Source organism: Salinisphaera japonica YTM-1, assembly GCF_003788585.1.
Lineage (GTDB): Bacteria > Pseudomonadota > Gammaproteobacteria > Nevskiales > Salinisphaeraceae > Salinisphaera > Salinisphaera japonica.
Window position 1 is genome coordinate 1 of record NZ_AYKG01000025.1, and the last position, 19741, is coordinate 19741.

Consider the following 19741-nt stretch of genomic DNA (forward strand, 5'->3'; position numbering starts at 1 on the left):
TATCAGCCTCAGATCGCTCGGTGAGCCGCTTGGTTTCAGTCGGGCGAGATGGTATCTAGCGGCCAGCCGATGGTCGATACAGCGTTTTTGTTCAATGCATTACCCCTTGCCCGACGTTCAGCGGGCTCACGTAAGATAACGCCGAACGGCCACGGTTTGCCGGGGTGTGTGCCGGCGCGACATCACGCCGGTCACGCGCGGCCGCCAATACGCAACACACGGGAGACAACGCATGGATGTACCGATTTGGGTCTGGGGGGCGACGATTGCCGGCATCCTGGCGCTGCTGGTCTTCGATTTCTTTGCTCATGTGCGCACCCCGCACGAGCCCTCGCTCAAAGAGGCCGGCGGCTGGTCGATCTTCTATGTGGTCATCGCCCTGATCTTTGGCGCCGGGCTGTGGGCGGTCTGGGGCCATGATCACGGCATCGAGTACTTCGCCGGCTATGTCACCGAAAAAAGCCTGTCGGTCGATAATCTGTTCGTGTTCGTGATCATCATGGCCTCGTTCGATGTGCCCAAGGCCTATCAGCAGAAAGTGCTGCTGGTGGGCGTGGTCATCGCCCTCATCCTGCGCACGATCTTCATCGCTCTCGGTGCCGCGGCAATCGAGAACTTCTCGTGGGTGTTCTATATCTTCGGGCTGTTTCTCATCTATACCGCGTATAGCCTGGCCAGCGCCTCACACGACGAGGAAGAAGAATACGAGCCCAATTTCCTGGTCAAGGCCGCCCAGAAATATCTGCCGGCCACCGATGAATATGATGGCAACAAGCTGACCACCAAGATCAACGGCAAGCGTCTGATCACGCCCATGCTGATCGTGATGATCGCCATCGGCGCCACCGATATCCTGTTTGCCCTGGACTCGATCCCGGCGATCTACGGCCTGACCCGCGAACCGTTCATCGTGTTCACGGCCAACGCCTTCGCCCTGCTGGGCCTGATCCAGCTCTACTTCCTGCTGGGCGGCCTGTTGAATCGGCTGGTCTATCTATCGTTCGGCCTGGCCGTCATTCTGGGCTTCATCGGTATCAAGCTGATCATCCACGCGCTGCATACCAACGAGCTGCCCTTCATCAACGGCGGCCAACACGTCGAGCTCGTGCCGGAAATCCCCATCTGGCTGTCGCTGAGCGTCATCCTGGGCATTCTGGTGATCACCACCGTGGCGAGCCTCATGAGCAGCCACTCGAAAGCCGGCTAGCGGTCATGCCCCGGCCGGCACGCACGGCCGGGGCGTCTTGTTCACGGATCAGCCCAGCGCCTCGAAGGCTTGCCCGCGCGCTCAGGTCTCGCCTTGGAAGAACGCACTCGTGCCACGGGCCTGGGCGGCCTTGTCGATTGTCTCCAGGGCAATGACATAGGCCGCGGTGCGATGCGCCGCACCAAGCGCCTCGGCCCGGTCGGCGACCGCCTTGGTGGCCTCGACCATGCGCTTTTCCAGCCGCTCGGCCACGGTATCGGCGTCCCAGTACCAGGCCTGGCGGTTCTGGACCCACTCGAAGTAGGACACGGTCACCCCGCCGGCGTTGGCCAGGATATCCGGCAGCACGATCACATCGTTGTCGGCCAGCGTCCGGTCGGCTTCGGCCGCCACCGGGCCGTTGGCGATTTCGACGATCACGCCGGCACGCACCTGATCGGCGTTGTCGTCGGTGATGACCGATTCCAGCGCTGCCGGGGCCAGAATATCGACGTCGAGGGTGATCAGATCGGCGTTGCTGATCTGATCGCCTTCGGCGGCCGTCACCGAGCCGTGCTCGGTCTTGGCTTTTTCTACCGCGTCCAGATCCAGGCCGTTTTCGTTGTGGATTCCGCCGGAGGAGTCACTGACGGCCACCACGGTATAACCGGCCTCAGCGGCCAGGCGAGCAAACCGCACGCCGGCATTGCCAAAGCCTTGAACAGCCACCGTCGTGCCCTCGGCCTCGCGCTCCCAGCGCGCCATCATGGTCTTCAACACATGAAACGCCCCGCCGCCGGTGGCTGTGGTGCGCCCGGCAGAGCCGCCCACTTCGACCGGCTTGCCGGTGATGACATCCGGCCGGTGGGCCCGGGTGATGATGCGGTATTGATCGGCCATCCAGCCCATCACCCGCGGGTTGGTATTCACATCCGGGGCCGGAATATCGGTATCCGGACCGATGAAATCCGCCACCTGATCGATATAGGCGCGCGACAGGCGCTCCATCTCGGCCGGCGAGAGATTCTTCGGGTCCACCGAGATACCGCCCTTGGCGCCGCCGAAGGGCAGGCCCATGACCGCGCATTTGGTGGTCATCCAGAAGGCCAGCGTCGTGGTTTCATCCACGTTGACGTCCGGATGAAAACGAATACCGCCCTTGGCCGGGCCAAGCGTGCTGTCGTAACGCACGCGATAACCGGCATACAGGCCAAACGAGCCGTCGTCGCGGCGTAGCGGCACACTGACCTTGAGCGCGGCATCCGGCTGGGCCAGACCCTGGGCAATATCCTCGGAAATATCGACATGCTCGAGCGCGGCCTCGATCCGCGCGCTGGCACCGTCAAACAAGCTGGGCATGGGGTAATCCCTTAACCGTTAAATCGTTGGCGTTGATGTTGGACTGACCGCGCTCGCCTGAAAACCGTATATTCCCGAATACACAATGTTTTTCCCAAGGCCCGGATGATCGATCTATTGCTCTTGATGCTGGCCGCGCTCGCCGCCGGGGCGATCAACGCCCTGGCCGGCGGCGGCAGCTTCATCACCCTGCCGGCGCTGATTTTCTATGGCCTGCCGCCCACCGTGGCCAATGCCACCAGCGCCACGGCGGTCTTACCGGGCTACGCGGCCACGCTGTGGCGGCTGAAAGCCGATGTGGCCCCGCCGGCGGGTATCGCCCTGCCGGTGATGATCGCCCTGGCGGCCGCGGGTGGCATCAGCGGCGCGTTGTTGCTACTGGCCACGGGTGATGCGTTGTTTTCGGCCATCGTGCCCTGGCTGATGCTGGTCGCCCTGGGCGTGTTCGTGGCCGGCCCGTGGCTGAAGAAAGCGACCGCCCGTATCACCATCAGCCGCTGGGTGGCGGTGCCCGCGGTCTATCTGACCTGTGTCTACGGCGGTTATTTCAACGGCGGCGTGGGCATCATCATGATCGCGGTACTGGGGCTGCTGGGCCAGACACGGCTCATGACCTCGGTGGCCATGAAGGCAGTGATGTCGGCCACGCTGACGTTGATATCGGTATCGACCTATGCGGCCTTCGGCCTCGTACAGTGGCCGATCGCCGGGCTCATGGCGCTAGGCGCGATCACCGGCGGCTGGGGCGGGGCGGCTCTTGGCCACGTCATCGCCCCGAAATGGCACCGGGCCGGCATCATCGTGATCGCAGCGGCCATGACGCTGGCGCTGTTCATGCGCGGGGCCGGTTAGCTGGCCAGGCCTGCACGCCTGACTTAGGCTAGGTCTATAGTCTCTTTGGCAGGAGTCAGGTATGGATCCAGTCATGATCGTCACCGGCGGCAGCCGCGGTATCGGCGCCGCCACATCCTTGATGGCGGCCAAGTACGGCTACGCCGTGGCCGTGAACTATCGCAGCAACCGCGAGGCCGCCGATCGTGTGGTCGCGGCGATCGAAAAAGACGGCGGCCGGGCGATCGCCGTGGCCGCCGACATGGCCGTCGAGGACGACGTCGTGGCCTTGTTCAAAACAGTCGACGACCAGCTCGGGCCGGTGACTTGTCTGGTCAATAACGCCGGCATCGTGGATGACCCGGCCCCGGTGGCCGAAATGAGTGCCGAGCGCGTATCCCGCATGATGGCGGTCAACGTGGTCGGGCCGTTCATTGCCGCGCGTGAGGCCATCAAACGCATGTCGACCAAGGACGGCGGCGCCGGCGGCAATATCGTGAATATCTCGTCGGCTGCTGCCCACGGCGGTGGGGGCGGCGGCGCCGGTACGTATGTCGATTACGGTGCCTCCAAGGGGGCGATCGATACCTTTACCGAAGGCTTGTGTCGTGAGGTGGCCGCCGAGGGCATCCGCGTGAACGCGGTTCGCCCCGGCGTGGTCGATACCGAGATTCATGCCAGCGGCGGCCTGCCGGACAAGCCCAAGGAAGCCCCGGCCGGTATCCCGCTGGGCCGGATCGGCGCGCCGGAGGACATCGCTGAGGCGATTCTGTATCTGGCCCGCGCCGAATTCACGACGGGCGCCCTGCTCGACGTGGACGGCGGCGTCTGAATCGGTGCGCTGGCCTGCGGGCATCAGCTGCGGCCTGGCCGGTGCGATCATCGCACTGGCCGGCTGTAGTAGTCCGCCGGCCGCCACGACCGGCCAGGCCGAGATACCGCCGCCGCCCCCAGCCACCGATTATTGTGCCAAGGCCCCGGTCCACGCGTTGTCCTGTATCGCGGCCAGCGATACCCTGGCCGTGGCCCTGCACAACACCACCGTCGGGCTGGCCCCGGCCGTGGCGATCGATACCGAGCACCTGAGTGCGACTCTCATCCCGCGCACGCCGGGCACGCCCGTTGTGCTCGATGATCTGTCGCAGTTCGTCGTGCGCGTGCATACCGGCACTGTACGGCTTGCTACCGCCACCCTGGCCGCGCTTGTCGAACAGCGTTTTGCCAATGACGACGCGGCGATACGTCGTCTGCGCCTGTCCCAGCGCGGGGATCGGATCGTGCTGGACGGCCAGTTCCGGCGCCGGGGCTGGGTACCGTTTCATCTGGTGGGCGATCTGACGCGCCTCGACGACACGCATCTGGCCCTCACCCCGAGCCGAATGAGCGTCGACGGGCAATCCGCGATGGCCTTAATGCGTGCCGCCCATCTGGCGCTGGCCGATATCATCACCCTGGATACGCCGGCCTTCACCGTGCACGGCAACCGAATCATCGTGGATATCACGGCCCTGCTGCCCGCCCCGACGATTGATCTGGCCATCAAACATGCCGATCTGGACGCCGACGGCCTGCGGCTGGTCTTTGACGACGGCCAGCGCTTGCCCGAGATCTTGCCGGCCCGCCCGGCCGATTCTTATGTGCTGTTGCACGGCGGCCGGCTGGCGATCGGGCCGCTGCATACCGATGACCCACGGATTCAGCTCGAGGCCACGGCCCCGGGTACCGAGCTGGCCCTATCGCTGCCCGGCTATCGACGACAGCTCGCCAAGGGCACGATTGAGCTGATGCGCCAGCCCGCGCGCGCCACCTTCATTGCCCGCCTCGGCGCCTACGAGACCACCCGATGAGGCCGGGCCTACGCGGGATTGTCATCGTGCTCGGTCTGTTGGCCGCCACGGCGGTTTGGCCCGATGAGCGCGCCGCGGATGCTCGCGTTGCGGTGCGTGCCCACAACGTGGATATCCTGGTCAGCGACACGATCAGCGCGCACCTGATCGATCTTACCGCTGAGCTTGTGCCCCGCCCCGGTCATCCGCTCGTTGATCTCGAAGACGGCGGCTCTTTCTCGATACGTGTCACCGCCGGCTGTGCCCGGCTGTCTGCGGATCAGCTCACCCGGCTGTTCAACGATCGCATCCTGAACTACGAGCCGCGCGCGCTGAACGACGTGCATTTCATACCCGAAGACGGGGCCATGCAGGTCAGCGGCGGCGTACGGCTCTGGCATCGCGTGCCGCCCTTTTGGTTGGCCTTCAGTGCGACCACCGATGCCGGCGTCGACGACGACGGGTTGATCCGTCTGACCGTGCGCGACGAACATCTCCTGGGCTTGCCGGTGGGCGGCCTGCTGGACCTGGCGCATACGCCGCTGGATGCGTTATTGACGGTCGAGGCCCCCGGCGCACGCGTGGCGGGCGACACCGTGATCATCGATACCCGTGCTGTCCTGCCCGGCCCGGCCATCGACAGCCGGCCGGTTTCGGCGCGCCTGAGCGCGGCCGGCCTGACGGTCTGTTTCAAGGGGGATGCAACAACAGGCGCGCCGGCCTTGCCGGCCGATCTGGATGTGCCGGGCAGCTATCTGTGGGTCCAAGGGCCGCGGCTTGCCGCACTCGGCCAGGAGATCGCCCCGGCCCGGCTGCTGGTCGCCCCTACCGGCAAAACCAATGATCCGATGTTGTTCCGTCTGGTGAAAAGCCGTGATCAGATCGCGGCCGGGCATATCGAACTGGGTATCGACGGGCGCATGATCATCCGGCCCGGGCCGGCGCAGCCCGACACGCCCGGCCAGGATCGCTAACGCGGCTTCTTCTCCCCGCCCTTGCGCCAGAACGCCAGCCGCGGGAACTCTTGCTGGATGGCCTCGATACGACGATCCACCGATTCGACGTTGTAATCCACGCGCCCGAGGATCTGATCGGCCTCGCGCAGCTCGCGCACCACCTCGCCCAAGCGCGACTCCATGGCGTGCAGCTCGGCGTTGATACGAAACACCGCCAGCACGAACTCCAGCATCACTCGCAGGCCCACCACCAGGGTGAGAAACATCGCCGGGCCCAGCAGGAACAGCCAGATCGCCCCGGCGATCCACGACAGCAGCGCAGCCCAAACGATGACGGCAACGGTGGCCAGCGCGGCTACGCCGATACCAAAGCGATAGATCACCGGCACCATGTCCGCGGCTAGAAACCCAGAAAACCGGGTATCGAACAAAGCGCCGATCAGGCGTGGCTTGAACCCGGTTGCCCGAGTCTTCGAATCGGAGTCATCGGCCATGAGAGCCCTTGGTAACGCAGACAAGTCTTTAACTGGATACTACCGGTGTTGGGCAATCAAGCCAGCGCATCGTGAAATGCGCCGTCACCCGGCGCTGGTCATCGGCGCGGCTCTGGCTCAAGCTGGCTGTCTGTCGTCGTGTTTTACAGGGTTGCCATGCGCGCTTGTTTATTGATCGTTTGCCTGTTCGGCCTGTGTATCCCGGGCCTGGCGTACGCCGCCGACTGGCCCGCGCCAATCCAGAGCCTGACCGAACAGGGCATCACCGTGGTCAAGAAGATCGATGCTCCCAAAGGCATGACCGGCTACGCCGCCAAGGCTGGGCAGACGCCCGTGGCCCTGTATCTCACGCCGGACGGCAAGCACGTCATCGTGGGCACACTACTGGATGAAAACAGCAAGAATCTGAGCCGCGCCCCGCTGCTGTCGATCGCCGATGCCAGGCCGGGCCTGCCCAGGGACACTTGGCAACAGTTGAAGCAGTCCGACTGGATCGCCGACGGGCCGGATAATGCCCCGCGTACGGTCTATGTCATCACGGACCCGAACTGCCCCTACTGTCATCGCTTTTACGAGTCTTCCCGGCCCTGGGTGAAAGCCGGCAAGGTCCAGCTGCGCCATATCCCGGTGGGCGTGATCCGCCCCTCCAGCCCGGCCAAGGCCGCGGCTCTGCTGGCCGCCGATGACCCGAGCGCGGCGTACCGGGCGCATGAAGACAACTATGAATCCGGCGGCATCAAGCCGATGACCGATGTACCGGCAGACCTGCGGCAAAAGATTTCGGCCAACGGTGCCCTGATGAAGCGTCTGGGCATCCGCGGCACGCCCGGCATCATCTACAAGAACGCCGACGACAAGATCACGATTTTTCAGGGCGCGGCACGTAATAAAAAGCTCGTCGAGGTACTCGGCCCCAAACCGAAATAGACCGGCCGCGTTTGTTATAGCCCGCCGCGGATGTGCTACATCATGCGCTGCTTAATGAAGGACGAAGTCATGGAAAAGACGATCCGCGTACTGGCCATCGGCGCGTTGTCCCTGGCCGCAACGGCCGTTTACGGCGCCGATGACACAAGCCAAGCGGCCTCGCCGAGCCAGACGCCCCCCGAGGCCAACGCCGCACCGCAGCGTGACGCAGGGCCGAAGACACCGGCCGCGCTGGCCGACGGCACCGATATCGCCGCGATCAACGGCGACACCGTGGTCAAGAAGACCCTGGCCAACGGGTTGCAGATCGTGGTCGTCCCGGATCATCTGGCGCCCGTGGCCACGACGATGCTGACCTACAAGGTCGGCTCGCGCGAGGCCGATACGGCCTTCCCCGGCACCGCCCATGCCCTGGAACACATGATGTTTCGTGGCACGAAAGATCTTTCGGCCGCCCAGATCGCCGCCATCGGCGCCGCCCTGGGCGGCCAGGTGAATGCCTTCACCACCAACGATGCCACGAGTTATTACTTCACCATGCCCTCGCAGTTCGCGGATGTGGCCCTGCGCCTGCACGCCGAACGCATGAAAGGAATCCTCGCGAGCAAAGCCGACTGGAAACAGGAACGCGGCGCGATCGAGCAGGAAGTCAACGCTGCCATGTCGTCACCGATCCAGGTGGCCATCAAGCGCATGCGCGCCCAGCTTTATACGGATACGCCGTATTCACACGATGCGCTGGGCACGCGTGAGTCGTTCGACAAGACCACGGCCAAGCGTCTGCAGTCGTTCTATGACACCTGGTATACACCGTCCAACGCCACGCTGGTTGTCACCGGCGACGTTGAACCTGATGCCATCGTCGACAAGGCCAGGACACTGTTCGGCGATATCCAGTCGCACGACGTGCCCAAGCGTGCGCCGGTCGAGCCGGAAAAACTGGATGCCAAGACCATCCGCATGCCCACCGACGCCGGCTATGGCTATGCGATTCTGGGGTTTCGTGCGCCGGGCACGCGCGAGGTGGCGGCCAACGCCACCAGCGAGGTGTTGGCCAAAGTGCTCAACAACCCACGCGGGCCGCTCTATACCGAAATGGTGGCCTCCGGCAAGAGCCTGGCCGCGCAGTTCGGCACGCTGCCCGCGGCTGAGGCCGGGCTGGGCGTGAGCTATGTGGTGTTCCCCAAAGGCGCCGATGCCGACGGGCTGGTCAAGCAGATGCGCGGCATTCTGAAAGGTATCGCCAAGGACGGCATATCGGCCGATCAGATCGCCGCCGCCAAGCGCTCGCTGATCACCGAAGATGTGGCCGAGCGCGACTCGATCCATGGTCTTGCCATGCGCTGGTCCTCGGCCGTGGCCGTCAACGGCCTGGCTTCCCCGGCGCAGTCACTGGCGGCGATCAAGAACGTCTCGGCCGATGACGTCAACGCGATGCTCAAACATGTGATTCAGCCGGATCAAAGCGTGCTGGCCGTGCTTACGCCCGAAGGCTCGGGCGCGCCGAAATCCGGCGGTGGCTTTGGCGGGGCCGAATCGTTCAGCCCCGAGAACGTCGACGACGTGAGCCTGCCCGACTGGGCGGCCAAACCGCTGTCCGAGATCATCGCCCCCGAGCAGTCCATCAAACCGGTCGATACCCGGCTGGACAACGGCCTGCGCCTGATCACCGTGCCCTCGGATTCGGTACACGCCGTGCATGTCTATGGGCATATCCGCAACACGCCGGACCTGCAGCAGCCCGAGAACAAGACCGGCGTGGATGACGTACTGGCCCAGATGCTTGAGTACGGCACCACCAAGCATGACCGCAAGGCTTATCAAGCCGCGCTCGATGCCATCGGCGCCAGCGCCACGGCCGGTACGGATTTCAGCTTGACCGTGCTGCCCGAGCATTTCGCCACCGGCCTGTCACTCCTGGCCGAGAACGAGCTCTTGCCGGCGCTGCCCAAAGCCGCGTTCAAGCCGATCCAGCAGCGCGCGGCCGCCACCACGGCCGGCCTGATCGCCAGCCCTGATTTCAAATCCAGCCAGGCACTGGCCCGTGGTCTGTTTCCCAAGGACGACCCGAGCCTGCGTCATGCCACCCCCGAATCGATCACCGGTCTGAGCCATGACGACGTCACGGCTTACTACAAGCGCGTGTTCCGGCCGGACATGACCACGCTCGTGGTCGTGGGCAACGTCGACCCGGCAGATGTGAAAACAGCCGTGAAGAAACGCTTTGGCGACTGGCACGCCCCCGACGACACGGCCGAGGTTGATCTGCCGCCGGTGGCGCCCAACAAGTCCTCGCGTCATCATGTGCCCGACGATGCCCAGACCCAGGACACCGTGCATCTGGCCGAAACGCTGGGCCTGACGACCACCGACGGCGATTATCGTGCGCTCAAGATGGCCAATCAGGTGCTCACCGGCGGCACGTTCGCCAGCCGTCTGTATCGCCAGCTTCGTGTGGAGCGTGGCCTGGTCTATTACGTCAGCTCCGGCTTCAACACCTCGCGCACCCGTACCCGGCTGGTCTTTCGCTACGGCTCGGATCCGGACAAGGTCGATGAGGCCGAGCGCCTGATCCGTCGTGCCCTGGTACAGATGGCCAAGACGCCCATATCCGACACCGAGCTGCATCGTGCCCAGGCCGGCCTGATCCGCCAGATTCCCTTGAACGAGGCCAGCGCCAGCGCAATCGGCTATGGCCTGCTGTCCCGCGTCGAACTCGACCAGCCGCTAGATACGCCCTATCGCGCAGCCCGGGTCTACAAGAATCTGGACGCCGAGGCGATACAGGCCGCGGTCAAGAAATGGATCCGCCCGGATGACTTGGTGCGCGTGGTCCAAGGCCCGGCACCGGAGTGAATACGCGTCATCGGGCACGCCGCTGGCGGCGTGCCCGGATGCAGCGCGGGGCTGCGCCTATAGTCGTGTTGTCAAAGTGGTTTTTGACGCTAGCCTGTCAATGCGTATCTCGCTAGAGCATCTTTCATGACCATCGGCCTGTTCATTCCCTGCTTCATCGATGCGTTCTATCCCAAGGTGGGTATCGCCACGCTCGAGCTGCTGGAGCGGCTGGGCTGTGAGGTGGATTATCCGTTTGACCAGACCTGTTGCGGCCAGCCCATGGTCAATGCCGGCTGCCACCCCGAGGCCGCGGCCACCGAGCAACTTTTTGTAGACAACTTCGCCAAATACGATGTGATCGTGGCCCCCAGCGGCTCTTGTATCCATCAGATCCGCGACAACCTGACCGCAATCGAACAGACGCCGGCGGTCAAGCACGTCCGCGAGAACAGCTACGAGCTGGTGGAATATCTGCACGATGTGCTGGGCGTACGCGAGTTTCCCTGGGCGAAGTTCCCGCACCGCGTGGGCTATCACGACTCCTGTAACACGCTGCGTAATCTGGGCCACGGCCAACCCAGCGAGCTACGCGGCGGGTATTTTTCCAAGCCGCGGACGCTGCTGGAAGCCGTTGACGGTATCGAGCTCGTCACCCCGGACCGCCCCGACGAGTGCTGTGGCTTTGGCGGCACGTTTTCGGTCACCGAGCCCGAAGTCTCGGGCCGAATGGGCCATGACAAGGTGGCCGATCACGGCCGCGCGGGTGCTGCGTACATCGTCTCGGCCGATACGTCCTGTCTGATGCATCAACAAGGCTGTGCCAAGCGCATCGGCGCGCCGGTGGCCTTCAAGCATATCGCTGAAATCCTGAATGGAGATACGGCATGAGCACGCCTGATCCGGTCAAGAGCCAGAACACGCCCAAGGCCGCCAAGGAGGCCGCCCCGCGCCCGGAAAAAGCCGGCCCGGGCGAGCGCCAGGATCATCGCAAGGCCGCCAAGCAGTTTCTGGAGTCGCCCGAACATGCCGCCTCGCATGACACCCGCGTCTGGGCCATGCGCCAACGCCGCGACGCCACGATGGAAGGCGTCGAAGAGTGGGAGGAACTGCGCGATCTGGCCAGCCAGATCAAGACCCATGCGCTGACCCATCTGGATGAATACCTCGAACAGTTCGCCGACAACGCCGCGGCCAACGGCGTGCATGTCCACTGGGCCGGGGACGCCGCCGATCACAACCGTATCGTCCACGAGATCTTCAAGGATCACGGCGTCAAGAAGGTGATCAAGTCCAAATCCATGCTCATGGAGGAGTGCGGGTTCCGTCATTACATGGAAGGCGTGGGCATCGATATCGTCGAGACCGATCTGGGCGAGCGTATCCAGCAGCTCGATGCCGAAGACCCCAGCCACGTGGTCGTGCCCTCGGTGCACAAGATGCGCTCGGACGTGGCCAAGGTCTTTTCCGAAACCATCGGCTCGGATCCCGACAACGACGATGCCTATTACCTGACCGAACAACAGCGCCAACACACCCGCCCGCTGATCCTGGACGCCGACGCGGGCATGACGGGCGCCAACTTCGCCGCGGCCGAAACCGGCGGCTTCGTGGTCTGTACCAACGAGGGCAACGCGGATCTCTCGGCCAACGTGCCTAACCTGCACGTGGCATCCATCGGCATCGAGAAAATCGTGCCGACACTTTCAGACATGGGCGTGTTCATCCGCCTGCTGTCGCGCTCTGCGCTGGGCTCGCCCATCACCCAGTACACCTCGCATTTCCGCGCGCCCAAGGAAGGCGGCGAGATGCATATCGTGCTGGTCGATAACGGTCGTTCGAAGCGGCTGGGCGAGGACAAGTTCTGGTCGTCGCTAAAATGTATTCGCTGCGGGGCCTGCATGAACACCTGCCCGGTGTTTCGGCGCTCGGGCGGCCTGTCTTACGGGGCGACCTATACCGGCCCGCTGGGCCTCATCCTCGATCCCTCGATCGATGCCTATCGTTACTCCAACCTGCCGTTTGCCTCCACGCTCAACGGCAGCTGTACCAACGTCTGCCCGGTCAAGATCAATATCCACGAGCAAATCTTCGAATGGCGCCGCGTACTGGCCGAGGACGACCAGATCCCCTGGACCAAGCGCAAGAGCCTGGCCGCCGCCGGCGATGTGCTGGCCAGCCCCAAGGCGTATCGCACGGCCGTGAAATCCGCCCACAGCGCGCTGAAATATCTGCCCGACTGGACCATCTACAACAAGCTCAACGCCTGGGGCCAGGTGCGTGATTTCCCGGACGTACCGGCCGAGGGCACCTTCCACGACTGGTATCGCAAGCATCGCCTGAACAACAGCGACACCGCAGGAGAGGGCTGATGCGCGGTCGTAACGAAATACTGGCCGATATTCGTCGCAACAAGCCGGCTTTCGCGGCAGCGGCGCCCACGGTGCCCGCCTACGACGACGCCTACCCGAGTGATACCGATAGCCTGATCGCTCGTTTTATCGAGGTGCTGGAAAAAATGGGCGGCACCTGGGCCGAACCCAAGGTCGATGAAACGCTGGACGCCACCATGCGCCGCGTGCTGGCCGAGCGCCTGCCAGACAACGCCATCATCGCCTCGACCGTGCCCGAAATCGCCGGCAACCGCCGGGTCCGTCGCGACGATGACCCGCACACCCTGCACGACGTCGATGCCGCCGTGCTGCGGGCCCGCTTCGGCATCGCCGAAACCGGCAGCGTGTGCTTCACCGAGCGCGAGCTGATCGTCAACGCCATCGGCTATCTGGCCCAGCATCTCGTCGTGTTACTCGACCCGGCCCAGATCATCACCAACATGCACCGCGCCTACGCCCGCGATGACTACAAGCAGGCGGCCTACACCGTGTTCCATACCGGCCCATCGGCCACAGCCGATATCGAGGGCGTGCTGGTCCGCGGGGCGCAGGGGGTGCGATCGCTGACGGTCATTCCGGTAGGCTAGATCGAGCTGAAATCGGGGGAAGCCATGTCGTCGTCCGCAACCGCACCGACCTTGGAAGACAACGCTCAAAGTTTGCTTTTTTTCGAGTCCGGTGACGACACGATTGAGGTCCGGCTCGATACGACGAGCGAAACCGTCTGGCTGACCCAGCGCCAGATGGCCGATGTGTTCGACACGACGCCGGAAAACGTTCTGATGCACCTGCAGAATGTCTTCAACGACGTGGAACTGGACGAGGAGGCAACTACTAAGAATTTCTTAGTAGTTCGAACCGAGGGGCAAAGACAGGTCCGCCGTCGGCTGAAACACTACAACCTCGACGCCATCATCTCGGTCGGCTACCGCGTCAACTCGCGCCGCGCGGTGCAGTTTCGTCAATGGGCCACCCGTATCCTGCGCGAGCATCTGCTCCAGGGCTGGACACTGGCTCGTCAGCGTTTCGAGGCCAACGCCGACGAGCTCGACGCAGCCATGACACTGCTTCGCAAGACCGCCCAGAGCCCGGCACTCGATACCCAGGCCAGCCGTGGCCTGATCGATATCGCGGCCCGCTATGCTCAGACGTTTCTTCTGCTGCAACGCTACGACGAAGGCCTGCTGACCGAGCCACATGCCCAGACCGGCGGTGAGCTACCAAGCCTCGATGCCGCCCGTAGCGCACTGGCCGGCCTGAAAGCGGATCTGATCGAGCGCGGCGAGGCCACCGAGCTTTTTGCCCGCGAACGCGGCGATGGCCTCGACGCCCTGGTGGCCAATCTCGACCAGAGCGTATTCGGCGAGCCCGCCTACCCCTCGATTGAGGCGAAAGCGGCGCATCTGCTCTATTTCGTTATCAAGAACCACCCGTTCGCTGATGGCAACAAACGCAGCGCCGCGTTTTTGTTCGTGGATTTTCTTTATCGCAACGAGCGGCTGATCAACGCCGACGGGGAGGCCATCATTAACGACGTCGGCCTGGCCGCCCTCACGCTGCTGGTCGCCGAGTCTGAGCCCAGCGCCAAGGACACGATGATTCGGCTGGTGATGAACATGTTGGCGCCCGCACCGGCCAATTGAGTCAAGCCGAACCGGTCTCGTCAAATCGCTGCAGATCGCGACTGGTGTGCAATACGCGCACAACACGCAAGGTGTCCTCGTCTTTGATGCGATAAAACAAGAGATGCTGGCCAACAAGGCGTGATCTCAATGCGGGCCGAATCTCGTCTCTTGCTTGCCCAAGCCTTGGATTGGCAATGAGCGCTTCGAGCTGACGCTCAATCTGTGCAAGATATCGCTGCGTCTGCGCGCGACCGAATCGTTGCATCGTGTACTCGATGAGCCCTTCAATATCGTTATCCGCCGCCTGGGATAATTCGTAACGTATGGCCACTATTAATAGTCAGCTACCGAATGCGCAGCAGCGATATCCTGCACGCTACGCCCGCTGGTAGCGCCGTCCCAACCGGCCTCGATTTGAGCGCGTAAATCGTTGATGACCATCTGGCGATATTGTCGGTGCAGGCGCAGCGCTTCGCGCACGACTTCACTGGCGTTACGGTAATCACCCGAGGCAACTTGTGCCGCGATGTAATCGGACTGTTGATCTGTAAAACTGATGTTCATGGCAACAACGATCCGTTGGTCAGTGTCCTTTATGGCCATTTTAGCCATAAACCGACATTACAAGCATAGCGACTCGCCACCTGATTGTTCGTCTCAAATCCGATCACGAGGCCCCAACGCGTCATGCCCACTATCGATCTCAACGCCGACATCGGCGAATCCTTTGGCCGCTGGCAGCTCGGCGACGATGCCGCCATTTTCGAATCCGTCACCAGCGCCAATATCGCCTGTGGGTTTCATGCCGGAGATGCCTCGACGATTGCCGCGACCTGTCGCGCCGCCGTTGCGGCCGGCGTGACGATCGGCGCGCATGTCGCCTATCGCGATCTGGCGGGTTTCGGGCGACGCTTCGTGGATTGCTCCCCGCGCGAGCTGGCCGATGATGTGCTCTATCAGCTGGGCGCGCTGGAGGCCTTTGCCCGCGCGGCCGGCGCGCGTATCGCCTATGTCAAACCCCACGGCGCGCTGTATCACGCGATGGTCGATCACGACGGCCACGCCAGTGCCGTGGTCGAGGCGATGCGGGTTTTCGGACAGGACTTGCCGATTCTGGCCCTGCCAGGTGCCGCCGTGCTGGCCCACGCCGACAAACACGGCATACGCGGCGTGGCCGAGGCCTTTGCTGACCGGGCCTACAACGCCGACGGCACGCTGGTGTCGCGCCGTGAGGCCGGGGCCATGATCGAAGATGACGCCACGATCATCGCCAACATGATCCACCTGGCCCGCCACGGCGAGATCATCGCCCGCGATGGCACGCGGGTGTCGGTTACCGCAGAAAGCATTTGCGTGCACGGCGATAGCGCCGGCGCGGTGGCCACCGCGCGCAGCCTGCGCGCGGCACTCGCCGAGGCGGCCGTCGAGATCACGGCGTTCGCATGACACCCACGGAGATACGCTGGGCCGGCGATCACGCCCGGCTGCTGGTCTGCGAATCGCTGGACGCCGTGCTGGCCGTCAACGCTTATCTAACGGCCCAGCCTCTAGCCGGGCAGACCGATCTTGTGCCTGCCGCGACCACGCTGCTGGTGTCTTTCGATACCGCAGGGCATGCCCGAGAGGCCGGCGAAACACTCGTGCAGATTGATGCACCGCCGGTCACACAAAATGCCGGGCGCGATATCACGATCGACGTGGTCTACGACGGCGCCGATCTGGCCGATGTGGCCGAGCACACCGGGCTGTCGATTGACGCCGTGATCGCCGCGCATACCGGCCAACGCTGGCGTGCGGCGTTTGGCGGCTTCGCACCGGGTTTTTTCTACATGATCGGCGAGAACACGCAACTACGGGTGCCACGCCGCGCGTCACCGCGTACCCGTGTGCCGGCCGGCGCGGTCGGCCTGGCGGGGATGTTCTCGGCGGTCTATCCCAAAGCCTCACCCGGCGGTTGGCAGCTTATCGGGCGCACCGATGCCCGGCTGTGGGATCTGGCCCGCGAGCGCCCGGCCCTGCTGCAACCCGGCGATATGATTCGCTATCGCGCGGTTGAGGCGCTGACCGTCGATGACCCGGCCGCCGACAAGATAGCCGCCGCCGAAAACACACCATCAAGAACGCCCACCGCGCTGGAGATCATCTCGCCCGGCCCGCAATCGTTGGTTCAGGATCTGGGCCGTCCCGGCCATGCCCATATCGGCGTGTCGGCCTCGGGCGCGGCCGACCGGGCCGCGGCCCGACAGGCCAACCGGCTCGTCGGCAATTCACCCGAGAAAGCGCTGATCGAAACATTACAAGGCGGGCTGGCCGTACGCGCCCACGGGGATACGGTCATCGCCCTGTCCGGCGCCCCCGGCCAGCCATCGATCGACAGCCCGCGCGGCAACCGCTACCCACGGCCGGGCCAGCCATTCGCCCTGCACGACAGCGAGACATTGCGTCTGGCCCCGCCCGCGGCGGGCTTGCGCACCTATCTGGCGGTGCGCGGCGGGCTGGCGATCACGCCGGTTCTGGGCAGCCGGGCCCGTGACACGCTGGCCGGGCTCGGGCCGGCTCCGCTAGCCGCCGGCGACCGGCTGGCGATCGCGCCGCCCCGGCCAGGTCAGGCCGTGGGCCAACCGGAGCCGGCGACGTTCACCCCTGCCGATGGCCCGGCCACGCTGGGCATCGTGCTTGGCCCACGAGAGGACTGGTTCGACGCGGCCAGCCGTCGGCGTCTGCTCGACACCACCTGGCAGATCAGCCCGGACTCGGATCGTGTCGGCCTACGGCTTGTGCCGGCTGACGACAATGCCGCATCGACCCCGCCGCTAACACGTGCCATCGATGACGAGTTACCCAGCGAAGGCTGTGTGCCCGGCGCCCTGCAGGTGCCGCCCGCCGGCGCGCCCATTCTGTTCCTGCGCGATCACCCGGTCACCGGTGGCTACCCGGTCATCGCCGTGGTCGTGCGGGCTGATATCGACCGGGCCGCCCAGCTCGCACCGGGTGATCGTCTGTGTTTCATCGCGATTGACCCGGCAACTGATCCTGCCGCCGAAGACGACGAGGCCGCGCCATGAATACCGTGCTCATCGCCAATCGCGGCGAAATCGCCGTGCGCATCATCCGCGCGGTACGCGACATGGGGCTGGCCAGCGTGGCGGTTTATGCCGATAGCGATGCCGATGCGCTACATGTACGCCTGGCCGACACGGCCTATGCGCTGGACGGCACGGCCAGCGACGAGACGTATCTAGACGGCGACAAGCTCATCGCGATCGCCCAGCGCGCGGGCGCTGATGCGGTGCACCCGGGCTACGGCTTTCTCTCTGAAAACGCGGATTTCGCCCGTGCGGTCATCGCGGCCGGGCTGACCTGGATCGGCCCGTCGCCCGAGGCCATCGAAGCCCTGGGCAACAAGCTCACCGCGCGCGAGATCGCCACACGCGTCGGCGCGCCGCTGGCCCCCGGCACGCATGAACCGGTCGAAAACGCGGCGGCCGTCGAAGCATTTGCCGAAGAGCACGGCCTGCCGATCATCATCAAGGCCGCCCACGGCGGCGGCGGGCGCGGCATGAAGATCGTGCATGAAGCACGTGATATCGCCGATGCCTTTGATTCCGCCGTGCGCGAGGCCAAGGCCGCCTTCGGCCGCGGCGAATGCTTTGTAGAGCGGTTTCTCCACACCCCGCGCCACGTCGAGGCGCAGATCCTCGCCGATGCCCACGGCCACATCATCGTAGCCGGCACGCGCGACTGCTCGTTGCAGCGGCGTAATCAAAAGCTCGTCGAAGAAGCACCGGCCCCGTTTCTCACCGACGACCAGCGCCAGCGTATCCACGACTCGGCGAAGGCCATCTGTCGCGAGGCCGGCTATACCAGTGCGGCCACCGTGGAATATCTCGTCGCCCCCGACGGGCTGATCTCGTTCTTGGAGGTCAATACACGCCTCCAGGTCGAGCACCCTGTTACCGAGGCGACGAGCGGGCTCGATATCGTCGCCGAACAGCTCCGTATCGCCGATGGCTTGCCGCTTAGCGTCACGCACGACCCGCCGGCCACCGGCCACGCCATCGAGTTCCGGCTGAACGCCGAAGACCCGGCCCGCGGCTTTCTGCCGTTTCCCGGCACCATCACACGCTTCGAGGCCCCCACGGGGCCCGGCATTCGCGTGGACAGCGGTATCGCCTCTGGCGGGCAGGTGCCCGAACACTTCGACTCGCTCATCGCCAAGCTCATCGTGCACGGCGCCACTCGTGCGCAAGCCATACGCCGTGCCCGCAGCGCCCTGGCCGAGCTGGCCATCGAAGGCGTGCCCACGGTCGCGCCCTTTCATCAGGCCGTGCTCGACGAACCGGCCTTCGTGGATGAGTCTGCGTTCGCGGTCCATACCCACTGGATCGAGACCGCATTCAGCCAAACACTAGCGGCCTCGCCGTATCTGGCCCAGGCCACACCGGATGATAGGCGCCAACGCTTCACCATCGAGCTCGACGGCAAAGCCGTACAGCTGGGCCTGCCGGCCCGCCTGTTCGCGGCAGCCCATGACGCAAACAGCAATAGCGTCGGCGCGGCAACCTCAGCCGATGACAACGAGGCCGAGACAAGCGCCATCGTTGCCTCGATCAACGGCCGGCTCGTCAAATGGCAGGTCGAAGACAGTACCGATATTGCCGAAGGCGACACCGTGGCCGTGCTCGAAGCCATGAAGATGGAAACCGAAGTCACGGCCCACCGCGCCGGGCGTATCACCTGCGGCAGCCAGGCCGCAGGTGATACGGTCGCCCAAGGCGACATCCTTGGCCGAATCGACTGATTACCGCTTATCGCGCAGCGCGGGCGTCTGCGCACCTGGTGTGAAAACGAATACTTTCTCGCGCCGCGCACGCAAGTTACTGTCTCGCCACCGGGTTTAGGTATTCCCAGGCAAACGTCCGCCACAGCGCTATTGCGCTCTCCAAACAATATTTTCTAGGTTGAAGCTGCGCCGCGTGGGAGCGGCCGAAATCAACCTGAACACATTGGGGGACCCATGAAGAAACTACTGCTTGCACTCGCCGTCGCCTTGACGCTCATCTCCGGCGCGGCCGCCGCGGCTATCAACGTCAACACCGCCGGTGCCGACGAACTGGCTCAGCTCGACGGTATCGGCGAAGTCAAAGCCGCCGCCATCGTCGAAGACCGCGAAGCCAACGGCGACTACACCGCGCTCAACGATATGACCCGCGTGACTGGCATCGGCAACAAGACCGTCGACGGCCTGCGTGAAGAGGCCACGGTCAGCGATTCGGCCGAGTAGATCGAACGGCGCTAAATCTCAAGAA

At 64.3% G+C, this 19741-nt stretch carries 19 protein-coding genes; 15 read left to right on the forward strand and 4 right to left on the reverse strand.

Translation table 11 applies throughout. From position 1 onward, the window contains the following. Positions 1-232: 232 nt before the first annotated feature. Entirely contained in the window at positions 233-1207 is a 975-nt protein-coding gene (locus SAJA_RS08825) for a TerC family protein (RefSeq protein WP_123658306.1), read from the forward strand. Positions 1208-1288: 81 nt separating this feature from the next. Here SAJA_RS08825 and SAJA_RS08830 read toward each other — a convergent pair whose 3' ends face one another. Next, the gene (locus tag SAJA_RS08830; protein WP_123658307.1) at positions 1289-2545 is read right to left on the reverse strand and encodes a Glu/Leu/Phe/Val family dehydrogenase; all 1257 of its coding nucleotides are present in this window, start codon (positions 2543-2545) and stop codon (positions 1289-1291) included. 105 nt (positions 2546-2650) lie between these two features. On the opposite strand from SAJA_RS08830, the gene SAJA_RS08835 reads away from it, so the two are divergent. The 4 genes from SAJA_RS08835 (at position 2651) to SAJA_RS08850 (ending at position 6176) form a co-directional block, all read left to right on the forward strand. Next, positions 2651-3397 (forward strand): sulfite exporter TauE/SafE family protein, encoded by a 747-nt coding sequence (locus tag SAJA_RS08835; protein ID WP_123658308.1) that lies wholly within the window; start codon positions 2651-2653, stop codon positions 3395-3397. 61 nt (positions 3398-3458) lie between these two features. Beyond that, entirely contained in the window at positions 3459-4208 is a 750-nt protein-coding gene (locus tag SAJA_RS08840; protein WP_123658309.1) for an SDR family oxidoreductase, read from the forward strand. 4 nt (positions 4209-4212) lie between these two features. Then, positions 4213-5223 carry a hypothetical protein gene (locus tag SAJA_RS08845; protein WP_123658310.1) on the forward strand — a complete coding sequence of 337 codons (1011 nt, stop codon included), beginning with the start codon at positions 4213-4215 and terminating at the stop codon, positions 5221-5223. Continuing rightward, a complete protein-coding gene (locus tag SAJA_RS08850; protein WP_123658311.1) occupies positions 5220-6176 on the forward strand; it encodes a hypothetical protein in 957 nt (318 codons plus the stop codon). The genes SAJA_RS08845 and SAJA_RS08850 overlap by 4 nt, the downstream gene beginning before the upstream one ends. Here SAJA_RS08850 and SAJA_RS08855 read toward each other — a convergent pair. Beyond that, entirely contained in the window at positions 6173-6652 is a 480-nt protein-coding gene (locus SAJA_RS08855) for a DUF4282 domain-containing protein (protein WP_123658312.1), read from the reverse strand. The genes SAJA_RS08850 and SAJA_RS08855 overlap by 4 nt on opposite strands. A gap of 156 nt (positions 6653-6808) precedes the next feature. On the opposite strand from SAJA_RS08855, the gene dsbG reads away from it, so the two are divergent. The 6 genes from dsbG to SAJA_RS08885 all read left to right on the forward strand — a co-directional run bounded on the left by dsbG (position 6809) and on the right by SAJA_RS08885 (position 14450). Next, positions 6809-7579 carry a thiol:disulfide interchange protein DsbG gene (gene dsbG / locus SAJA_RS08860; RefSeq protein ID WP_123658313.1) on the forward strand — a complete coding sequence of 257 codons (771 nt, stop codon included), beginning with the start codon at positions 6809-6811 and terminating at the stop codon, positions 7577-7579. A 69-nt stretch (positions 7580-7648) separates the two neighbouring features. Further along, positions 7649-10435 carry a M16 family metallopeptidase gene (locus SAJA_RS08865; RefSeq protein WP_184999822.1) on the forward strand — a complete coding sequence of 929 codons (2787 nt, stop codon included), beginning with the start codon at positions 7649-7651 and terminating at the stop codon, positions 10433-10435. Positions 10436-10561: 126 nt separating this feature from the next. Further along, entirely contained in the window at positions 10562-11305 is a 744-nt protein-coding gene (locus SAJA_RS08870) for a (Fe-S)-binding protein (RefSeq protein WP_123658315.1), read from the forward strand. After that, positions 11302-12786 carry a lactate utilization protein B gene (locus tag SAJA_RS08875; protein ID WP_123658316.1) on the forward strand — a complete coding sequence of 495 codons (1485 nt, stop codon included), beginning with the start codon at positions 11302-11304 and terminating at the stop codon, positions 12784-12786. Before SAJA_RS08870 ends, SAJA_RS08875 begins: the two co-directional genes overlap by 4 nt. Next, positions 12786-13394, forward strand: a complete 609-nt coding sequence (locus tag SAJA_RS08880; RefSeq protein WP_123658317.1) for a LutC/YkgG family protein — start codon at positions 12786-12788, stop codon at positions 13392-13394. The genes SAJA_RS08875 and SAJA_RS08880 overlap by 1 nt, the downstream gene beginning before the upstream one ends. Before the next feature lie 24 nt (positions 13395-13418). After that, positions 13419-14450 carry a virulence RhuM family protein/type II toxin-antitoxin system death-on-curing family toxin gene (locus SAJA_RS08885; protein WP_123658318.1) on the forward strand — a complete coding sequence of 344 codons (1032 nt, stop codon included), beginning with the start codon at positions 13419-13421 and terminating at the stop codon, positions 14448-14450. Between the two features lies 1 nt (position 14451). On the opposite strand, the gene SAJA_RS08890 is transcribed toward SAJA_RS08885, so the two are convergent. Both SAJA_RS08890 and SAJA_RS08895 read right to left on the reverse strand, forming a co-directional pair. After that, complete coding sequence (locus SAJA_RS08890; RefSeq protein WP_184999823.1) at positions 14452-14763, reverse strand: type II toxin-antitoxin system RelE/ParE family toxin; 312 nt, start codon at positions 14761-14763, stop codon at positions 14452-14454. Between the two features lie 2 nt (positions 14764-14765). Then, positions 14766-15044 carry a type II toxin-antitoxin system ParD family antitoxin gene (locus SAJA_RS08895; protein WP_221180179.1) on the reverse strand — a complete coding sequence of 93 codons (279 nt, stop codon included), beginning with the start codon at positions 15042-15044 and terminating at the stop codon, positions 14766-14768. 75 nt (positions 15045-15119) lie between these two features. On the opposite strand from SAJA_RS08895, the gene SAJA_RS08900 reads away from it, so the two are divergent. The 4 genes from SAJA_RS08900 (at position 15120) to SAJA_RS08915 (ending at position 19716) form a co-directional block, all read left to right on the forward strand. Beyond that, positions 15120-15878, forward strand: coding sequence for a LamB/YcsF family protein (locus tag SAJA_RS08900; RefSeq protein WP_123658320.1), 759 nt, complete (start codon positions 15120-15122; stop codon positions 15876-15878). Next, entirely contained in the window at positions 15875-17497 is a 1623-nt protein-coding gene (locus SAJA_RS08905; RefSeq protein ID WP_123658321.1) for a 5-oxoprolinase subunit B/C family protein, read from the forward strand. Before SAJA_RS08900 ends, SAJA_RS08905 begins: the two co-directional genes overlap by 4 nt. Then, on the forward strand, positions 17494-19233 hold the full coding sequence (locus SAJA_RS08910; protein ID WP_123658322.1) for an acetyl/propionyl/methylcrotonyl-CoA carboxylase subunit alpha: 1740 nt from the start codon (positions 17494-17496) through the stop codon (positions 19231-19233). The genes SAJA_RS08905 and SAJA_RS08910 overlap by 4 nt, the downstream gene beginning before the upstream one ends. 216 nt (positions 19234-19449) lie before the next feature. Then, positions 19450-19716 (forward strand): ComEA family DNA-binding protein, encoded by a 267-nt coding sequence (locus SAJA_RS08915; RefSeq protein WP_123658323.1) that lies wholly within the window; start codon positions 19450-19452, stop codon positions 19714-19716. The last annotated feature ends 25 nt before the right edge of the window (positions 19717-19741 follow it).